Consider the following 18502-nt stretch of genomic DNA (forward strand, 5'->3'; position numbering starts at 1 on the left):
CCCCACCAAAGGGCCGAAACAAGAGCGGCCGAATACCAGCCGACCGACCGGTCGTCCCCCGCGCAACGGGGTCCGGCGTACGGCGCACATGCATGGAGGACGTGACGTGGCGAACGACGCCAGCACCGTTTTCGACCTAGTGATCCTCGGCGGCGGTAGCGGCGGTTACGCCGCGGCCCTGCGCGGAGCGCAGCTGGGCCTGGACGTCGCACTGATCGAGAAGAACAAGCTCGGCGGCACCTGCCTGCACAACGGCTGCATCCCCACGAAGGCGCTGCTGCACGCCGGCGAGATCGCCGACCAGGCGCGCGAGGCCGACCAGTTCGGTGTGAAGGCCACCTTCGAGGGCATCGACATGGCGGCCGTCCACAAGTACAAGGACGACGTGATCTCGGGCCTCTACAAGGGCCTCCAGGGTCTCGTGGCCTCCCGCAAGGTGACGTACATCGAGGGTGAGGGCAAGCTCTCCTCGCCGACTTCGGTGGATGTGAACGGTCAGCGCGTCCAGGGCCGCCACGTGCTCCTCGCGACCGGCTCCGTGCCGAAGTCGCTGCCGGGCCTGGAGATCGACGGCAACCGCATCATCTCCTCGGACCACGGGCTGACCCTGGACCGCGTCCCGAAGTCCGCGATCATCCTGGGCGGCGGCGTCATCGGCGTCGAGTTCGCCTCCGCGTGGAAGTCCTTCGGGGCCGACGTCACGGTCATCGAGGGCCTCAAGCACCTCGTGCCGGTCGAGGACGAGAACAGCTCCAAGCTTCTTGAGCGCGCGTTCCGCAAGCGCGGCATCAAGTTCAACCTCGGCACCTTCTTCGAGAAGGCGGAGTACACGCAGGACGGCGTCCGCGTGACCCTCGCCGACGGCAAGACCTTCGAGGCCGAGGTCCTCCTGGTCGCCATCGGCCGCGGCCCGGTCTCGCAGGGCCTCGGTTACGAGGAGCAGGGCGTCGCCATGGACCGCGGCTACGTCCTCGTCGACGAGTACATGCAGACCAACGTCCCGACCATCTCGGCCGTGGGCGACCTGGTGCCGACCCTCCAGCTCGCGCACGTCGGCTTCGCCGAGGGCATGCTGGTGGCGGAGCGCCTGGCCGGACTCAAGCCGGTCCCGGTCGACTACGACGGCGTGCCCCGGGTGACCTACTGCCACCCCGAGGTCGCCTCCGTGGGCATCACCGAGGCCAAGGCCAAGGAGATCTACGGCGCGGACAAGGTCGTCGCCCTCAAGTACAACCTCGCGGGCAACGGCAAGAGCAAGATCCTCAAGACCGCGGGCGAGATCAAGCTCGTCCAGGTCAAGGACGGTGCCGTGGTCGGCGTCCACATGGTCGGCGACCGCATGGGCGAGCAGGTCGGCGAAGCCCAGCTGATCTACAACTGGGAAGCGCTGCCGGCCGAGGTCGCCCAGCTCATCCACGCCCACCCGACGCAGAACGAGGCGCTCGGCGAGGCCCACCTGGCCCTGGCGGGCAAGCCGCTGCACTCCCACGACTGACCTTCGGTCACTCGGGCGCGACGACCAGACTTTCCGCAATTTTCGTAAGGAGCAACTGAAACCATGGCGGTTTCCGTATCCCTTCCGGCGCTCGGCGAGAGCGTCACCGAGGGCACTGTCACCCGTTGGCTGAAGGCCGAGGGCGAGCGCGTCGAGGCCGACGAGCCGCTGCTCGAGGTCTCGACCGACAAGGTCGACACCGAGATCCCCTCCCCGGCCGCCGGCATCCTGGCGTCCATCAAGGTCGCCGAGGACGAGACCGTCGAGGTCGGCGCCGAGCTGGCTGTCATCGACGACGGCTCGGGCGACGCGGGCGGCTCCTCCGCCCCGGCGCAGGAGGAGGCCCCGGCCGCCCCCGCGCAGGAGGAGGCCCCGAAGCAGGAGGAGGCTCCCCAGCAGCAGGCCCCGGCCCAGTCCGGCGGCGCCGCCGAGGGCACCGAGGTCACCCTGCCCGCGCTCGGCGAGTCCGTCACCGAGGGCACCGTCACCCGTTGGCTGAAGGAGGTCGGCGAGGAGGTCGCGGCCGACGAGCCCCTCCTCGAGGTCTCGACGGACAAGGTCGACACCGAGATCCCCTCGCCCGTCTCGGGCGTTCTCCTGGAGATCGTCGTCGGCGAGGACGAGACCGCCGAGGTGGGCGCCAAGCTCGCCGTCGTCGGTGCGCCCGGTGCCGCCCCGGCCGCGAAGCAGGAGGAGGCCCCGGCCGCCCCCGCGCAGCAGGAGGCCCCGAAGCAGGAGGCCCCCAAGCAGGAGGCCGCCCCGGCTCCCGCGCAGCCCGCCGCGCAGGCGCCCGCCGCCCCGGCCCAGCCCGCGGCTCAGGCCCCGGCTCCGGCCCAGCCCGCGGCCCCGGCCCAGCCGGCCCCCGCCGCGCCCGCCGCCCCGGCGCAGTCCACCCCGGCCGACGACGGCGCCTACGTGACCCCGCTGGTCCGTAAGCTCGCGTCCGAGAACGGCGTGAACCTCTCCGAGGTCAAGGGCACCGGCGTCGGCGGCCGTATCCGCAAGCAGGACGTCATCGCCGCCGCCGAGGCCAAGAAGTCGGCCCCCGCGCCGGCCGCCGCCGCCCCGGCCGCCTCGAAGGCCCCGGCCCTGGAGGCCTCCCCCCTCCGCGGCCAGACGGTCAAGATGACCCGCATGCGCAAGGTCATCGGCGACAACATGATGAAGGCCCTGCACTCGCAGGCCCAGCTGACCTCGGTCGTCGAGGTCGACATCACCAAGCTGATGAAGCTGCGCGCCAAGGCGAAGGACTCCTTCGCGGCTCGCGAGGGCGTCAAGCTCTCCCCGATGCCGTTCTTCGTCAAGGCCGCCGCCCAGGCGCTGAAGGCCCACCCGGTCATCAACGCCCGGATCAACGACGACGAAGGCACCATCACGTACTTCGACTCGGAGAACATCGGCATCGCCGTGGACGCCGAGAAGGGTCTGATGACGCCGGTCATCAAGGGCGCGGGCGACCTGAACATCGCCGGCATCTCGAAGAAGACCGCCGAGCTGGCCGGCAAGGCCCGTGGCGGTGGCCTCACCCCGGACGACATGTCCGGCGCCACCTTCACGATCTCCAACACCGGTTCGCGCGGCGCCCTGTTCGACACGGTCATCGTGCCGCCGAACCAGGCCGCCATCCTCGGCATCGGCGCCACCGTCAAGCGTCCGGTCGTCATCAACCACCCCGACCTCGGCGAGACCATCGCCGTGCGGGACATGACGTACCTGTCGCTCTCCTACGACCACCGTCTGGTGGACGGCGCCGACGCCGCCCGCTACCTGACCGCGGTCAAGGCGATCCTGGAGGCCGGCGAGTTCGAGGTCGAGCTCGGCCTGTAGGCACAGCGCCCCGTGCGTCTGTAACACTCGTCTCATCAGCGCGTACGCCCTCGTCCGGAGTCCTCCGGGCGGGGGCGTCGCCGTATTGTCTAGGGGTCACACGCCCTTGGGGTCCGCAGCCCCTGCCGGAGGAGCTCTCATGACCGCGCCCGTCGTTCACTCGCTGCGCGAACAGATCCGCGAGCACATCGTGGAGGGGATCGTCAGCGGGCGCTGGAAGCCGGGCGAGCGCATCGTGGAGCGGCGGATCGCCGTGGAGCTGGAGGTCTCCCAGACCCCGGTGCGGGAGGCGCTGCGCGAGCTGGAGACGCTGCGGCTGATCGAGTCCGCGCCCAACAAGGGCGTACGCGTACGGAACTTGACGGCGGCGGACCTGGAGGAGAGCTACCCGGTGCGGGCGGGTCTTGAGGCGATCGCCGCGGAGCTGGCGGCGGAGCGGCTGGCCGAGGACTGCTCGGCGCTCGAACCGCACGTCGCCGCCCTCTACGAGGCGGACCAGGCGTCCGACGGCACCGGGCAGGTGCGGCACACCGTCGCCTTCCACCGTGAGCTGGTGCGGGCCGCCGACAACTCCGTCCTCCTGCACACCTGGGAGGGTCTCGGCATCGAGGTCTTCACCGCGCTGTCCATCCGCTGGCTGGGCACGGTCCAGCAGTCGTACGCGGAGGAGCACGAGGCCCTCGTCTCGGCGTTCCGGCGGCGTGATCCCGCCATTGCGGAGCTGGTGAAGGCGCACGTGCTGGGCTGCGCGCCGCGGGCCTGAGGCTGTGCTCATCCGTGGGCGCCGCCCCGCAGACGTGTTCCCACCTGCGTAAACCCTTCAAATCGAAGGCACCGCGTGCCCGCTTTACTGGCACCGGATGCCGACTTTCGCGATCTGGGGAAGTTTTTCGCTCAACGCTTTGATCGATCATCGATCACGGGCTTACAGTCATCGATGGCCCTGTGGCGGAGCCACACCAACGATTCCGCACCAGAGCCTCACGCCCTGTCCTGCCAAAGACACCGGGCACCCCCACCCCTTACCGAACAGGGGACCCCCTCCGACTCAGGAAGGCGGCGCAATGACCGACCCCTCCGCAATCCAGCCGAGCGAGCTCGACCAGCTCCCGGACCGCGACCCCGAGGAGACCGCCGAATGGCAGGCCTCTCTGGACGCCGTTACTCAGGCGGCCGGGCCGCACCGTGCCGCGTACCTGATGCGCCGCACGCTGGAGCGCGCCGAGGGCGCGGGCCTGGCGCTGCCGAAGCTCCTCGAGACCGACTACGTCAACACCATCCCCACCTCCGCCGAGCCGTCCATCGACGGTGACGAGGAGATGGAGCGGAAGATCACCGCGTGGAACCGCTGGAACGCGGCCGCGATGGTCACCCGCGGCGCCAAGCACGGCGTCGGCGGCCACATAGCGACCTTCGCGTCCGCGGCCTGGCTGTACGAGACCGGCTTCAACCACTTCTTCAAGGGCAAGGAGTCCGGCGAGGCCGCGGGCTCCGGCGACCAGCTCTACATCCAGGGCCACGCCTCCCCCGGCATCTACGCCCGCGCCTTCCTCGACGGTCGGCTGAACGAGACGCAGCTCGACAACTTCCGGCAGGAGGCGGGCGGCAACGGCCTGCCCTCCTACCCGCACCCGCGCCGCCTCCCCTGGCTGTGGGAGTTCCCGACGGTGTCGATGGGCCTCGGCCCGCTCTCCGCGATCTACCAGGCGCGCTTCAACCGCTACCTGACCAACCGCGGCATCAAGGACGTCTCCTCCTCGCACGTGTGGGCGTTCCTCGGTGACGGCGAGATGGACGAGCCCGAGTCGACGGCGGCCCTCGCACTGGCCGCGCGTGAGGGCCTCGACAACCTCACGTACGTCATCAACTGCAACCTCCAGCGCCTCGACGGCCCCGTCCGCGCCAACTTCCGCGTGGTGCAGGAGCTGGAGGCCCAGTTCCGCGGCGCCGGCTGGAACGTCATCAAGGTCCTGTGGGGCAACGCCTGGGACGAGCTGTTCCAGCTCGACACCACGGGCGCCCTGGTCCGCCGTCTGCGCGAGGTGCCGGACGCGCAGTTCCAGACGTACGCGACGCGCGACGCCGCCTACATCCGCGAGCACTTCTTCGGCGCCGAGCCCGCCCTCGTCGAGCTGGGCAAGCTGCTCACGGACGACAAGATCAGTGAGTGCTTCCACCTCTCGCGCGGCGGCCACGAGGCCCGCAAGGTGTACGCCGCCTACCGCGCGGCGCTCACCCACAAGGGCGCGCCGACCGTGATCCTCGCGCAGACGGTCAAGGGCTTCACCCTCGGCAAGGGCTTCGAGTCCAAGAACGCCAACCACCAGATGAAGAAGCTGACGGTGGACGAGTTCAAGGACATGCGCGACCTGCTGGGTCTGCCGATCCCGGACAGCGCGTTCGTCGACGGCCAGGTGCCCTACGGCCACCCCGGCGCCGACTCCCCCGAGGTCCGCTACCTCCAGGAGCGCCGCGCGGCCCTCGGCGGCCCGGCCCCGGCCCGCCGCACCCAGCCGCTGGCCCCGCTGCCCGCCGCCGCGGACAAGACGTTCGCGTCCTTCGACAAGGGCTCCGGCTCGCAGTCCGTGGCGACGACCATGGCGTTCGTACGCCTGGTGAAGGACCTCGTACGCGACAAGGAGACCGGCAAGCGCTGGGTGCCGATCGTCCCCGACGAGGCGCGCACCTTCGGCATGGAGAGCCTCTTCCCGTCGCTGGGCATCTACTCCCCCAAGGGCCAGACGTACGAGCCGGTCGACCGCGACCAGCTGATGTACTACAAGGAGGCCAAGGACGGCCAGATCCTCAACGAGGGGATCACCGAGGCCGGTTCCATGGCGGACTTCATCGCCGCGTCCACGTCGTACGCGACGCACGGCGAAGCGATGATCCCCTTCTACATCTTCTACTCGATGTTCGGCTGGCAGCGCACCGCCGACCAGATGTGGCAGCTCGGCGACCAGCTCGGCCGCGGCTTCCTCGTGGGCGCCACGGCCGGTCGTACGACGCTGACGGGCGAGGGCCTCCAGCACGCCGACGGCCACTCGCCGGTGATCGCCGCGACCAACCCGGCCGCGCTGACGTACGACCCGGCGTTCGCGTACGAGATCGCGGCGATCGTCAAGGACGGCCTGCGCCGTATGTACGGCGAGGCGGCCCCCGGCGAGGACCCGAACGTCTTCTACTACCTCACCGTCTACAACGAGCCGATGCCGCAGCCCGCCAAGCCCGCGGGCGTCGACGAGGGCATCCTGCGCGGCCTCTACCGCTTCAACACGGCGGAGTCGGCGGGCCTGGCGCCCGCGGCCGACGCCGCGCGCATCCAGCTGCTCGGCTCCGGCACGGCCATCCACTGGACCCTCGCCGCGCAGAAGATGCTCGCCGAGGAGTGGGGCGTGGCCGCGGACGTGTGGTCCGCGACGTCCTGGACCGAGCTGCGGCGTGACGCCCTGGAGGCGGACGAGGCGCTGCTGCGCGGCGAGGAGCGCATTCCCTTCGTGCGCCAGGCGCTCGAAGGCGCTCAGGGTCCCGTGCTCGCCGTCTCCGACTACATGCGTCAGGTCCCCGACCAGATCGCCCAGTGGGTCGAGCAGGACTACTCCTCGCTCGGCGCGGACGGCTTCGGCCTCTCCGACACGCGGGACGCGGCGCGCCGCCACTTCGGCGTCGACGCGGAGTCGATCGTCGTCGCGGCGTTGGCCCGGCTCGCCGCGCGGGGTGAGGTTCCCGCCTCGGCGGTGAAGGAGGCTCGGGCCAAGTACGGCCTGTAGGCAACCGGTACGTCGCGTCGGTGCGGGTCCCTGCCTGGGCGGGGGCCCACACCTGTGTGTGCGTGACGGCATCATGGGGCCATGCGCGCTGCCCGCCTCATCAAGATGGTGCTTCTGCTCCAGTCACGGCCCTCCATGACCGCCGCCGAGCTGGCGGCCGAGCTGGAGGTCTCCGAGCGCACCATCACGAGGGACGCGCAGGCCCTGTCGGAGGCGGGCGTCCCCGTCTACGCCGACCGCGGCCGGACCGGCGGCTACCGCCTCATCGGCGGCTACCGCACCCGCCTGACGGGCCTGGGCCGCAGCGAGGCGGAGGCCCTGTTCCTGTCCGGGGTGCCGGGCGCGCTGCGCGAGATGGGTCTGGAGGACGCCGCGTCGGCGGCCCGCCTGAAGGTGTCGGCGGCGCTCATGCCCTCCCTGAGGGACGCCTCGCAGAACGCCTCGCAGCGCTTCCACCTGGACGCCCCGGGATGGTTCAAGGAGACGCCCGCGCCGGAGCTGCTGCCGGCCGTCGCGGACGCGGTGTGGGACGACCGCCGGGTCACCGCCCGCTACCGCCGCCAGGAGGCCGAGGTGGAGCGGGAGTTGGAGCCGTACGGGCTCGTACTCAAGGCGGGCGTCTGGTACTTGTGCGCGCGGGTGCCCGACTCCGGGGCGCACCGGGTGTACCGCATCGACCGGTTCACCGCGGTCGCCGCCGGTGAGGAACGCTTCGTACGCGATGAGGAGTTCGACCTGCCGGCCTTCTGGGAGGAGCGGGCGGCGCAGTTCGCGCGGGCGATCCTGCGGGCGGAGGTCGTCGTGCGGCTCACCGAGGCAGGGGTGAGGCAACTGCCGTACGCCACCGACCGGGCGGTCGCGCGCGAGGCGATGGAGACGGCGGGCGCGCCCGACGCGGCGGGCCGGGTGACGGTCACTCTGCCGGTGGAGAACGAGGACGTGGCGTACACCCAGCTCATGGCGCTGGGCCCGGAGGCCGAGGTCCTGGAGCCCGCCGGGCTGCGCCGCCGCTTCGCGGACGCGGCGGCGCGCTCGGCGGCGCTCTACCGGTAGCCGGTGACGTCCGCTGTCCTGCTCTCCTGGTCGACCTCCGTGAGGTAACGCCAGGCGTCGGGCGCCGAGCCGTCCACGTCCGTGAAGCCGTACTCCTTGGCGAGGCCGCCGCTGGAGAGCGACTTGCCGTTGTGGCGCGCCACTGCGGGGTCGGTGGCGAGGGCGACGAGCGCGCGGCCCACGAAGGCGGGCGTCTCGGAGATCGCGAAGTGCGGGTTCTGCTCGCAGCCCGCGCGCCAGTTCTCCTCCGTCACCTTGAAGTAGGTGTCGAGCATGGCCTCGGAGCGCAGCCAGCCGGGGGTGAGGCAGAGCGCCGTACAGCCGTACTCCTCGACCTCCTCGGCGAGGTCGCGTGCCATGCGCAGCGGGGCCGCTTTGGCGAGGTCGTAGTAGAAGGGCTTGCGGTAGTTCGGGCCGTTGTACTCGGCCGTGCCGTCGGTGACCTCGACGACCAGGCCGCCGGGGTTCCTGACGAGGAGCGGCAGCGCGTACCGGCTGGTGATGATGTGGGTCTCGACGCCGAGGCGCAGGACGCGCAGCCCCTTGTCGAGGTCGTGCTCCCACATCTTCTTGTCCCACTGGACGTGGATGTCGCCGCCCCAGATGTCGTTGACGAGGATGTCGAGGCGGCCCCGCTCGCGGTCGATCCGTCCGACGAGCGCCTCGACCTGGGCCGGCTCCAGGTGGTCGGTGGGGACGGCGACGCCCTTGCCGCCCGCCGCGTCGACCAGTTCGGCGGTCTCCTCGATGGTCTCGGTGGTCCGGCCGGTCTCACTGGTGTGCGCGCGGGTGGTCCGCCCCGTCACGTAGACGGTGGCCCCGGCGCGGCCCAGTTCGACGGCCATGGCGCGGCCCGCGCCCCGGGTGGCGCCCGCGACGAGGGCGGTCTTCCCCTGGAGGGGCCGTGTCGTTTCGCTCACCTGCTGTGTGGTGTGGGTCATGTTCGTGAGGTTTCCAGCAAAAGGCGACAACCTCTGTCGGTTTTGTCGGTTCGTTCAGGGCGTGTGCGTCATAACGAGACAGCCGCATTCCGGCGCACTCCGCGTGCGCCCCCACCCCCCAGGACCGATGCTGGACCCGTGATGGACGAGACGGAGTTCTGGGAGATCGTGGACAGTACCCGCGAGGCCGCCGGTGGCGACCCCGAGGACCACGCCGAGCTGCTCGTCGAGAGACTGCTCCAGTCCGACCCGGACGCCGTCCTCGACTTCGCCCGCCATTTCGAGGCCCGCTACAACCGCGCCTACCGCTGGGACCTGTGGGGCGCCGCCTGGGTGCTGCTCGGCGGCGCGAGCGACGACGCCTTCGACTACTTCCGGTGCTGGCTGATCGGCCAGGGCCGGGAGGTCTTCGAGGGCGCGGTGCACGATCCCGACGCGCTCGCCGACCTCCTCGACGACTTCGACGAGGAGCTTGACGGCGACGGGGAGGAACTCGGTTACGCCGCCGACGAGGCGTACGAGCAGCTCACCGGCCTGGTCGCACCCGACCTCGGCATCCTGCCCGCCCCGCCGGAACCGGAGGGTACGCCGGTCGACTTCGAGGACGACGCGGTGATGGCGCAGCTCTATCCGAAGCTGTGGAGCCGTTTCATGGCCGACTGAGGCCCTCCTTCCCGGGCCGGCTGTGCTCGGGGTGCGGATCAGGGCTGCTCAGGGGTTGCCCGGGACCGCTCCGGCTCGCACGGTCCCGGTGCGAACACCATCATCGTCACGTCGTCCCGCACCATCCCCGCATGGCGCACGACGTCGGCCCACACCCGCTCCGTGAGGCCCGCCGGGTCGTCCAGGACCGCCGGGTCGGCCTTGACCATCTCGGTGAGCCGGCCGGCCAGGGGGTAGAACGTGCCGGACGCGTCCCGCGCCTCGCTCACCCCGTCGGTGAGGCCGAGCAGCCGGTCCCCGGCGAGCAGCGGCACCGTCAGCTGTTCGGGCGGGGCCAGACCCGCGATGCCGAGGCCGAGCGGGGGGCCCGACGCCACCGCGAGCTCGGTGATCTCGGGGCCGCGCAGCAGCAGCGGCGGCGGATGGCCGCAGGAGACGACGCGTACGACGCAGGAGTCGTCGGGGAATTCGAGGAGTACGGCGGTGGCGAACAGTTCGGCGTGCTCGTCGCCTTCGGAGTCCACGACGAGCCTGCGGTCGAGGCGGGCCGCGACGCCCTCCAGGTCGGGCTGGTCGAGGACCGCCTCGCGGAAGGCGCCGAGCAGCGCGGCGACCGTGCCGACGGCCGCGAGCCCGTGGCCCTGCACATCGCCGATCAGGGCCCGTACGACGCCCGGTCCCCTGCGTACGTCGAAGAAGTCGCCGCCGACCAGCGACTCGTGCTGCGCCGCCTGGTACAGGCCCGCGCACCGCACCCGGCCGACCCGTTCCGGCAGCGGCGGCAGGACCGCGAACTGGGCCGCTTCGGCGACCGTGCGGACCGTGACCAGCTGGGCCTCGCGGCGACTGCGTACCCATGCGAAGACCACGCTGAGCAGCGCGATGAAGGTGATCGTCAGCTCGTCGCTGCTGCCGGCGTGGCCGAGTCCGAAGTCCGGCAGGGAGAGCAGCGCGACCACGACACCGCCGAGCAAGGCGGTGGCGGCGGGCCCGTACGACAGCGCGGCCAGCGGCGGGACGGCCGCGACCAGGAAGGTCAGGTCGAGCGACTTCGGGGTCATCAGCTGGACGAGGACGATCACCACGAGCAGCAGCGGCGGGGGCCAGCGGACCCACGGGGGAGGCGGCGTGCCGCGCAGCAGCCAGTCGCGCTCCTCCGCGTCACGCCGTCTGGCCGCAGCCCTGATCATCTCTTCACGCTCCTACGCGCGCGGGGACATCGCACGCCGGGCCGGTCCGTCGGGTGCGGGGCCCCGCAGGCCCGGGGTTGCCGGTGGGGCTGTCGGAGGGGCCTGTCAGAGGGGGCGGCCCATGAGGATGTCGTCGACGTACTCGCCGTTCAGCAGGAACTCTCCGGGCAGTACGCCCTCGATCACGAAGCCCTCGGTCTCGTAGAGCTTGCGGGCCGGGGTGTTGTGCCCGAGGACCCGCAGCGTGATGCGGAGCGCGCCCCGGCGGCGAGCCTCGTCCATGGCCGCCCTCATCAGCCGTCGGCCGACCCCCTGGCCGCGCGCCTCCTCGGCGACGGCGAAGCCCTGGATCTGGCGTACGTGCGCGTTGACGCGCAGCGGGGTGGGGAAACCGAGCTTCACATAGCCGACGAGCCGCCCGTCCGACTCGGCGACGAGGTGGTCGCGGGGGCCGAAGCGGTCGTTGAAGAAGGGCTCGTAGGGAGGCTCGGGGCGGGGCTGGACCGCGTGCAGCGTGGACCACGTGGCGCGGTCGAGCCGGGCGAGGGCGTCGTCGTCCTCGGGCAGCGCGGTGCGTATGTGCAGGTCCGTCATGGCGCCACTGTACGGCGACCGCGTGGAGCCCCCGGATCGTTTCGCCGGCGGGCGACGTCCTCGCGGCGTGCCGGCCCCCGTCTCCGCGTTCCGGGGCAGGATGGGTCCATGGAACCCACGCAGCCGAAGCGTTCCCCGCAGCCCTCCCGGGTGGCCGTCGCCGGTGCCTCCGGGCTCATCGGCACGGCGCTCGCGCGCTCCCTCGCCGAGGACGGCCACGAGGTCGTCCGGCTGGTGCGGCGGGCGCCCCGCGCCCCGGGGGAGGTGCGCTGGGACCCCAAGAAGGGGTACGTCGACACGGCCGGGCTCGCGGGCTGCTCCGCGGTCGTCAACCTCGCGGGCGCGGGCATCGGCGACCACCGCTGGACGGACGCCTACAAGCGGGAACTGCGCGACAGCCGCGTCCTCGGCACCGCCGCGCTGGCCGCCGCGGCCGCCTCGCTCGACGAACCGCCGCGCGTGTTCCTGAACGCCAGTGCGATCGGCTACTACGGGGACACCGGTCGGCGGGCCGTGGACGAGAGCGCCCCCGCGGGCGAGGGCTTCCTGCCGTCCCTGTGCGTGGAGTGGGAGGCGGCGACCGCTGCCGCCGAAGAGGCGGGCATCCGCACGGTCATCGCCCGCAACGGCCTCGTGGTGGGCCGCGAGGGCGGCGCCTGGGGCCGCCTCTTCCCGCTCTTCAAGGCGGGGCTCGGCGGCCGCCTCGGCGACGGCAGGCAGTACTGGAGCTACATCTCCCTGCACGACGAGGTGGCCGCGCTGCGCCATCTCCTGGACACGGAGACGTTGTCGGGCCCGTTCAACCTCACGGCACCCGACCCGCTCACCAATCGCGAGGTGACGGCCGCGATGGGCCGGGTCCTGAAGCGGCCGACGCTCCTGACGGCCCCCGCGCCCGCGCTGCGGGTGGTGCTCGGGGAGATGGCGGGCGATGTCCTCGGCAGCCAGCGGGTGCTGCCGAGGCGCCTCCTGGAGTCCGGCTTCGCCTTCGCCTTCCCCGGCATCGAGGAGTCGATCCGGGCGGCGTTGAGGTAAGCGGAGCCGCGCCGAGGGACAAGGCGAGGGATAAGCCGAGGGGCAAGGCGCGTTGTCGACAGAAGCCTGCTGATCGAATCTGTTCGCGTGCGACCGTTGTGCGACCGTGCCCTGTCCATGCGCGACTGTCATTGACCGGAAGCGCTCCTACCCTCGTGCCGAACTCGGGGATTCCGGCGCCCCGTCGGGGGCATCAGCTCCCCACCAGCCGCGCGACCTCTGGGAGGGGCACGTGCTAGAGCCTGCGCACCATGCGGATGTCGTCATCGTGGGGGCCGGGGCCGCGGGGCTCTCGGCCGCACATCGGCTGACCAGCGCCGGTGTAACGACCGTTGTCCTGGAAGCCGCTCCTTACGTCGGCGGCCGGATGTCGACCGAGAAGGTCGACGGGTTCCGGCTCGACAGGATCGGGCAGTTGCTGACCACCTCGTATCCGGAACTGCGCCGCACCCCGGGCCTCGACTCGCTCGTCCTGCGTCCCTTCGCGCCCGGCCTGCTGGTGCACAGCGACGGCCGCCACCACCGGGCGGCGGAGCCCGTGCCCGGACGGAGCGCGAGGGGCGCACTCACCGCAGCGCGCGCCCTCGCGAGCGCCCCCCGGGTGCCGCGGGCCGCGCGGGCCACCCCCGGCCCGGCCTCCCGCCCCGCGCCCCTCGGCGGCCCCCTCGACCAGGCCCGGCTCGGCGCCGCGCTCGCCCGCCTCGCGACGACCCCCGTGGAGCGGTTGCTCGCCCGCCCCGAACTTCCCGCGGCGCGCGCCCTGTCCGCGCGCGGGCTGCCCTCCCGCACCATCGACGGCTTTCTGCGTCCCCTGCTCTCCGCACTGCTCTGCGACCCCGGCCTCACCACCTCCAGCCGGTGCGCGGACCTCGCCCTGCACGCCTTCGCGCGCGGCCGGCTCTGCGTGGCGGAAGGCGGCGCCGAGGTCCTGCCCGAACTGCTCGCCGCCTCGCTGCCGCCGGGCACGGTCCGCACAGGCGTCCGTGCCACGGCGGTCTCCACCACGTCCGTCACCACCGCCGAGCACGGCGAGATCGCCTGCCGCGCCGTGCTCCTCGCCACCGACGCCCGCGCCGCCGCCCAGCTCCTCCCCGGCCTGCGGGTGCCGCCCTTCCACGAGCTGACGGTGTTCCACCACACCGCCCCCGAGCCCCCGCTGGACGGGCCCGCGCTGCTTCTGGACGCCGACCGCGCGGGCCCCGTCGCCCATACGACCGTGATGAGCCGGGTCGACCCGTCCCGCGCCCCCGCCGGCCGCGTCCTCGTCTCCTCGACCGTGCTGGGCCCGCCGCCGGACGAGCGGACCGTCCGCGCGCACCTCTCCACGCTGTACGGCACACCGACCGACCGCTGGGAACTCCTCGCCGTCCACCACACCCGCGAGGCCGTGCCCGCGATGCCGCCGCCTCACGACCCGCGCCGCCCCGTGCGCCTGCTCTCCGGGCTCTACGTCTGCGGGGACCACCGGGACACCAGCACCGTGCAGGGCGCGCTGCACTCGGGGCGGCGGGCGGCGCACGCCGTGCTCGCGGACTTCGGGATCGCCGCCCCGGAGTGCGCCCAGGAGTCACTCCCGGCCGCGGCCTGAGCCCGGCCCCGGACCCGGCCTGGCCCCGCCCGGCGTCGGCCCGGAGGGCACGGGCCCACCGGGCTCTCGACCAGCTCCCCCGGAAACCCCCGCGCCCCCCACGCGGGGGTTTCTCCCCTCGCGAGCCACCGGTCACCCCAGCGCGGCGACCTTGTCGCGGTACCCGCGGACCGGTGCCGCGTCCCGGTACGGTTCCAGGCGGCGCTCGAATTCGCGTACGTACTCGTGGGCGCGGGCCGACCGCATCTCGCCCGCCGCCTGTGCCGCCTCCGCGCCCAGCTGGCAGGCCTGTTCCAGCTCGCCGAGGCCGAGCCGCGCCGTGGCGAGCACCACCCGGCTGAAGAGGCGGCTGCGCGCGAACGCGGGGGCGCGCAGTTGCAGGGAGCGCTCGGCGTGCTGGGCGGCGACGCGGTACTGCTGGAGGTCGCGGTAGCAGTGCCCCAGCTCGTCCGCCAGCTGCGCCTCGTCGAAGAACCGCGCCCAGTAGGGCACTTCGTCCCCCGGCCGCGCCGCTTCGAGTGCGCGTTCGGCCCGCTGGAGCGAGGCGGTGCAGGCCCGCGCCTCACCGAGCACCCCGTGCCCGCGCGCCTCCGCGGCGTACAGCAGGGACTGCACGACGGGCGGCGCCGAGGAGCCGACGCCCTGCTGGGCGACCCGCGCGAGCTGGACGGCCTCGCGCCCGTGCCCGAGATAGACGGCCTGGCGGCTCATGGTGACCAGGACGTAGGAGCCGTACGCCCGGTCGCCCGCCGCCTGCGAGAGACGCAGCGCCTGTACGTAGTACCGCTGGGCGAGCCCGTGGGCCGCGATGTCGTACGACGTCCAGCCCGCGAGCCGGGTCAGGTCGGCGGCGGCCGCGAAGAGGCGCCGCCCGGCCTGCTCGCCGTAGGTGCCGCGCAGCATCGGCTCGGCCTCGTGTTCCAGATAGCGCACGAGGGCCTGCCGGGCGTGCCCGCCCCCGTAGGCGTTGTCGAGGGCGCGGAACAGCTCGCCGACGGAGCGCAGGGCCGCGATGTCGCCGTTGGTGACGCGCTGCCCGGGGCTCCGGTCGGACTCTCTGCGCTGGCGGGGCACGGCGGGCCGGCCCTGGGCGGGCACGCGCGCGTGCCCGGGGTCGGTCTCGCCGCGCCCGACGCGCTCGTCGGCCCGGCCGATCAGCCAGTCCCTGCTGGGCACGACGAGCCCGGCGGGGGTGAAGGCGATCTTCCGTAGCTCCGCGTGGCTGCCGGAGTCCTTGCGCCACAGGCCGCCGACGATGTCGACGGCCTCCTCGGGGGTGGCCGCGAATTCGAGCCCGGCGTACACCGGGGCGCACGCGTCGAGGCCGAGGTCCTGGGCGGACAGGCGCCGTCCGAGCCTCCTGGTGAAGACCTCGGCGATCAGCGCGGGCGTGGTGCCTCTGGGCTGCTGGCCGCGCAGCCATCGGGTCACGGATGTCTTGTCGTAGCGCAGGTCGAGACCGTGCTCGAGACCGAGCTGGTCGACGCGGCGGGCGAGGCCCGCATTGGAGAATCCGGCTTCCGAGATGAGCGCGGCTAGCTGGCGGTTGGGAGTGCGCTGCGGGGGTCGTTCCGTCATCGGCTGTGCGGTCTCCTGCCTTCCGGGCCTGCCTTTGAGCAGCCCTTATGGCCTCGTGAACGGCGCGAATGTAACGGCCATCACAGCCCGCGGATGCACCTTCCCCCGGTGTTCATCCGATCGTGTGAGGAACCGGGCCGGGGTTGCCCGGCCGGTGGGCCCGTACAGTGGCTGGGGCGCGATATGTGCACGGTGAACGTTCAGGGAGGCACCTGCCGTGAGTGAGTTTCGGTTCGTCCGAATGGGCTTCGGTCCCGACGCCGTGGAGTACCGGGAGGCGTGGGACGAGCAGCGCCGTGTCCATGCCGCCCGCTTCGCCGACGAGGTCCCGGACACCTGCCTGCTCCTTGAGCACCCGCCGGTGTACACGGCGGGCCGCCGCACCGCGGACAGCGAGCGCCCGCTGGACGGCACGCCCGTCGTCGACGTGGACCGCGGGGGCAAGATCACCTGGCATGGCCCGGGCCAGCTCGTGGGCTATCCGATCCAGAAGCTGCCGCGTCCGGTGGACGTCGTAGCACATGTGCGGCGCCTGGAGGAGGCTCTTATCCGTACGTGTGCGGACTTCGGCCTCCCGACCTCACGCGTCGAGGGCCGCAGCGGCGTCTGGGTCCTCGGCGACCCCGTGGAGCGGCGCCCGGCGCTCGGCGGCCTCTCCCTGGACTTCGACCCGCGCCTGACGGACGACGAGTTCGACGCCCGGTTCAACGGTCCGGAGTACGCGCCGTCCAACGCGGGCCAGCGCCGCGAGGACCGCAAGATCGCCGCGATCGGCATCCGGGTCGCCAAGGGCGTGACGATGCACGGCTTCGCGCTGAACGTGAACCCGGACAACACCTGGTTCGACCGGATCATCCCGTGCGGCATCCGCGACGCGGGCGTCACCTCGCTCTCGTACGAACTGGACCGCGAGGTCACCATCGCCGACGTGCTGCCCGTCGCCGAGCGGCATCTGCGGGACGTCCTGGAGAACGCGGAACTCAAGCCGCGCGTCGTCGAGAAGACGGCCGTCTGAGAGCAGGTCCGGGCAGCCGTCCGGGCAGCCGGTACGGGCAGCCGGTACGGGCAGCCGGTACGGGCAGCCGGTCGGCTCGGGGAATGAACCCCGTTGGCCAGAGGTTGGCCGGAAGTAAGCCCAACGACATCACGGGCGTACCCTGGTGTGCGCCGAAGAATCGAAGCTACGCCAGCTAATACGCCAGCTAACAGGGAGCCGATGTGTCCGCAGTCGCACCCGACGGACGCAAGATGCTGCGCCTGGAGGTCCGGAACGCCCAGACCCCCATCGAGCGCAAGCCCGAGTGGATCAAGACCCGGGCGAAGATGGGCCCCGAGTACAACGCCCTACAGAAGCTCGTGAAGAGCGAGGGCCTGCACACGGTCTGCCAGGAGGCGGGCTGTCCGAACATCTACGAGTGCTGGGAAGACCGCGAGGCCACGTTCCTCATCGGCGGCGACCAGTGCACGCGGCGCTGTGACTTCTGCCAGATCGACACCGGCAAGCCGCAGGCCCTCGACCGCGACGAGCCGCGCCGCGTCGGCGAGTCCGTCGTCACGATGGACCTGAACTACGCCACGATCACCGGCGTCGCCCGCGACGACCTGGAGGACGGCGGCGCCTGGCTGTACGCGGAGACCGTGCGCCAGATCCACGCGATGACGGCGGACCGCGCGGAGGGCCAGACCAAGGTCGAGCTGCTCATCCCCGACTTCAACGCCGACCCCGACCAGCTGGCCGAGGTCTTCTCCTCCCGCCCCGAGGTCCTCGGGCACAACGTGGAGACCGTGCCGCGCATCTTCAAGCGGATCCGCCCCGGCTTCCGCTTCGAGCGTTCGCTGGAGGTCATCACCCGCGCGCGGGAGGCCGGCCTGGTCACCAAGTCGAACCTCATCCTCGGCATGGGCGAGGAGCGCGAGGAGATCAGCGAGGCGCTGCACGCGCTGCACGACGCGGGCTGCGAGCTGATCACGATCACGCAGTACCTGCGCCCGACCCCGCGGCACCACCCCGTGGAGCGCTGGGCCAAGCCCGCGGAGTTCGTGGAGCTGAAGGAGGAGGCCGAGGAGATCGGTTTCTCCGGCGTCATGTCGGGCCCGCTGGTCCGCTCCTCGTACCGCGCGGGCCGGCTGTACCAGATGGCGATCGAGAAGCGCGGGGCGTACGTGGCCTCGCAGGCGGTGTGACGCGAGCCCGTGCGTGAGGCAGGCACATGGGCGACGCGGGCACATGCCGGAGAGGCGCCGGGTGCGCGCCGGGCGCGTGGGCGCTGTGTGAATCCGCGCACAAGTAGCTACTGACTAGTAAAACCCGCAACGACGCGGCCCGTACGATCCCCGCAGGTGACGGGGGCGTACGGGCCGCGTCAGTGTTTTTGGGGCGGGTTGGGGCGGGGCGTCAAGGTTTCATCGGGGTTTGACCGGTCGGTCACGCCCTGGTAACACCAATCAGTGACCCTGTAATTACCGCACGTACAGCCTTACCCACAGCATTGCCCAGCCTTAGCCCCAGCCTTGTCCCCAGCCGCTCATCCCCCGAGCCGCTCCCCAGGAGGGCCCCATCATGCAGGCCGCGCCCGTACGCGCCACCGCCATCCCGTCCGTCACCGACGCCCTGCGCGCGGTCGAGTCGCTCTTGATGAGCGGCGGCCAGCGCACCGCACGCCGCAACGCCTGGACTTCCGTGCTGGAGGACCGGCGCCGCGCCAAGGACCGGGGCGAGGCGCTGCGCGTATTCGAAGAGGGCATGGCGACCCGTACGTCGTAGCCGC

15 protein-coding genes are annotated in these 18502 nt (G+C 72.1%); 11 read left to right on the forward strand and 4 right to left on the reverse strand.

Translation table 11 applies throughout. From position 1 onward, the window contains the following. Positions 1–106: 106 nt before the first annotated feature. From lpdA to CP975_RS09575, 5 genes are all read left to right on the forward strand, one after another. Positions 107–1495 (forward strand): dihydrolipoyl dehydrogenase, encoded by a 1389-nt coding sequence (lpdA, locus tag CP975_RS09555; RefSeq protein ID WP_055528395.1) that lies wholly within the window; start codon positions 107–109, stop codon positions 1493–1495. 63 nt (positions 1496–1558) lie between these two features. Next, entirely contained in the window at positions 1559–3322 is a 1764-nt protein-coding gene (gene sucB, locus CP975_RS09560; RefSeq protein ID WP_150476753.1) for a 2-oxoglutarate dehydrogenase, E2 component, dihydrolipoamide succinyltransferase, read from the forward strand. A 139-nt stretch (positions 3323–3461) separates the two neighbouring features. Then, the gene (locus CP975_RS09565) at positions 3462–4085 is read left to right on the forward strand and encodes a GntR family transcriptional regulator (RefSeq protein ID WP_055533433.1); all 624 of its coding nucleotides are present in this window, start codon (positions 3462–3464) and stop codon (positions 4083–4085) included. Positions 4086–4386: 301 nt separating this feature from the next. Next, complete coding sequence (aceE, locus tag CP975_RS09570) at positions 4387–7092, forward strand: pyruvate dehydrogenase (acetyl-transferring), homodimeric type (protein ID WP_055533434.1); 2706 nt, start codon at positions 4387–4389, stop codon at positions 7090–7092. Positions 7093–7173: 81 nt separating this feature from the next. Further along, the gene (locus CP975_RS09575) at positions 7174–8145 is read left to right on the forward strand and encodes a helix-turn-helix transcriptional regulator (protein ID WP_055533435.1); all 972 of its coding nucleotides are present in this window, start codon (positions 7174–7176) and stop codon (positions 8143–8145) included. Here the strand turns inward: CP975_RS09575 and CP975_RS09580 are convergent. Next, positions 8136–9086 carry an SDR family oxidoreductase gene (locus CP975_RS09580; protein ID WP_199783114.1) on the reverse strand — a complete coding sequence of 317 codons (951 nt, stop codon included), beginning with the start codon at positions 9084–9086 and terminating at the stop codon, positions 8136–8138. The genes CP975_RS09575 and CP975_RS09580 overlap by 10 nt on opposite strands. A gap of 141 nt (positions 9087–9227) precedes the next feature. On the opposite strand from CP975_RS09580, the gene CP975_RS09585 reads away from it, so the two are divergent. Beyond that, positions 9228–9749 carry a DUF4240 domain-containing protein gene (locus CP975_RS09585; RefSeq protein ID WP_030786900.1) on the forward strand — a complete coding sequence of 174 codons (522 nt, stop codon included), beginning with the start codon at positions 9228–9230 and terminating at the stop codon, positions 9747–9749. A 38-nt stretch (positions 9750–9787) separates the two neighbouring features. Here CP975_RS09585 and CP975_RS09590 read toward each other — a convergent pair whose 3' ends face one another. Next, positions 9788–10939 (reverse strand): PP2C family protein-serine/threonine phosphatase, encoded by a 1152-nt coding sequence (locus CP975_RS09590; protein ID WP_055533436.1) that lies wholly within the window; start codon positions 10937–10939, stop codon positions 9788–9790. 105 nt (positions 10940–11044) lie between these two features. Next, positions 11045–11533: a GNAT family N-acetyltransferase gene (locus CP975_RS09595; protein WP_055533438.1), complete on the reverse strand. Its 489-nt coding sequence runs from the start codon at positions 11531–11533 to the stop codon at positions 11045–11047. 108 nt (positions 11534–11641) lie between these two features. Between CP975_RS09595 and CP975_RS09600 the strand changes: the two genes are divergently transcribed. Continuing rightward, entirely contained in the window at positions 11642–12568 is a 927-nt protein-coding gene (locus CP975_RS09600) for a TIGR01777 family oxidoreductase (RefSeq protein ID WP_055533441.1), read from the forward strand. Between the two features lie 232 nt (positions 12569–12800). Then, positions 12801–14156, forward strand: coding sequence for an NAD(P)/FAD-dependent oxidoreductase (locus CP975_RS09605; protein ID WP_150476754.1), 1356 nt, complete (start codon positions 12801–12803; stop codon positions 14154–14156). A 132-nt stretch (positions 14157–14288) separates the two neighbouring features. Here CP975_RS09605 and CP975_RS09610 read toward each other — a convergent pair whose 3' ends face one another. Beyond that, positions 14289–15734, reverse strand: coding sequence for an NsdA family TPR-like regulatory protein (locus tag CP975_RS09610; protein ID WP_055536210.1), 1446 nt, complete (start codon positions 15732–15734; stop codon positions 14289–14291). Positions 15735–15951: 217 nt separating this feature from the next. Between CP975_RS09610 and lipB the strand changes: the two genes are divergently transcribed. The 3 genes from lipB to CP975_RS09625 all read left to right on the forward strand — a co-directional run bounded on the left by lipB (position 15952) and on the right by CP975_RS09625 (position 18498). Then, complete coding sequence (gene lipB / locus CP975_RS09615; protein ID WP_055536211.1) at positions 15952–16749, forward strand: lipoyl(octanoyl) transferase LipB; 798 nt, start codon at positions 15952–15954, stop codon at positions 16747–16749. Between the two features lie 203 nt (positions 16750–16952). After that, positions 16953–17918, forward strand: coding sequence for a lipoyl synthase (locus CP975_RS09620; RefSeq protein WP_055536212.1), 966 nt, complete (start codon positions 16953–16955; stop codon positions 17916–17918). A 376-nt stretch (positions 17919–18294) separates the two neighbouring features. Next, the gene (locus CP975_RS09625; RefSeq protein ID WP_030786878.1) at positions 18295–18498 is read left to right on the forward strand and encodes an SCO2195 family GlnR-regulated protein; all 204 of its coding nucleotides are present in this window, start codon (positions 18295–18297) and stop codon (positions 18496–18498) included. Positions 18499–18502: the final 4 nt, after the last annotated feature.

Source organism: Streptomyces alboniger (assembly GCF_008704395.1).
Lineage (GTDB): Bacteria > Actinomycetota > Actinomycetes > Streptomycetales > Streptomycetaceae > Streptomyces > Streptomyces alboniger.

Coding starts and splice junctions, on each gene's coding strand:
- sucB (WP_150476753.1), top strand. CDS start 1,559: ATGGCGGTTTCCGTATCCCTTCCGGCGCTCGGCGAGAGCGTCACCGAG.
- CP975_RS09565 (WP_055533433.1), top strand. CDS start 3,462: ATGACCGCGCCCGTCGTTCACTCGCTGCGCGAACAGATCCGCGAGCAC.
- aceE (WP_055533434.1), top strand. CDS start 4,387: ATGACCGACCCCTCCGCAATCCAGCCGAGCGAGCTCGACCAGCTCCCG.
- CP975_RS09575 (WP_055533435.1), top strand. CDS start 7,174: ATGCGCGCTGCCCGCCTCATCAAGATGGTGCTTCTGCTCCAGTCACGG.
- CP975_RS09580 (WP_199783114.1), bottom strand. CDS start 9,086: ATGACCCACACCACACAGCAGGTGAGCGAAACGACACGGCCCCTCCAG.
- CP975_RS09585 (WP_030786900.1), top strand. CDS start 9,228: ATGGACGAGACGGAGTTCTGGGAGATCGTGGACAGTACCCGCGAGGCC.
- CP975_RS09590 (WP_055533436.1), bottom strand. CDS start 10,939: ATGATCAGGGCTGCGGCCAGACGGCGTGACGCGGAGGAGCGCGACTGG.
- CP975_RS09595 (WP_055533438.1), bottom strand. CDS start 11,533: ATGACGGACCTGCACATACGCACCGCGCTGCCCGAGGACGACGACGCC.
- CP975_RS09600 (WP_055533441.1), top strand. CDS start 11,642: ATGGAACCCACGCAGCCGAAGCGTTCCCCGCAGCCCTCCCGGGTGGCC.
- CP975_RS09610 (WP_055536210.1), bottom strand. CDS start 15,734: ATGACGGAACGACCCCCGCAGCGCACTCCCAACCGCCAGCTAGCCGCG.
- CP975_RS09625 (WP_030786878.1), top strand. CDS start 18,295: ATGCAGGCCGCGCCCGTACGCGCCACCGCCATCCCGTCCGTCACCGAC.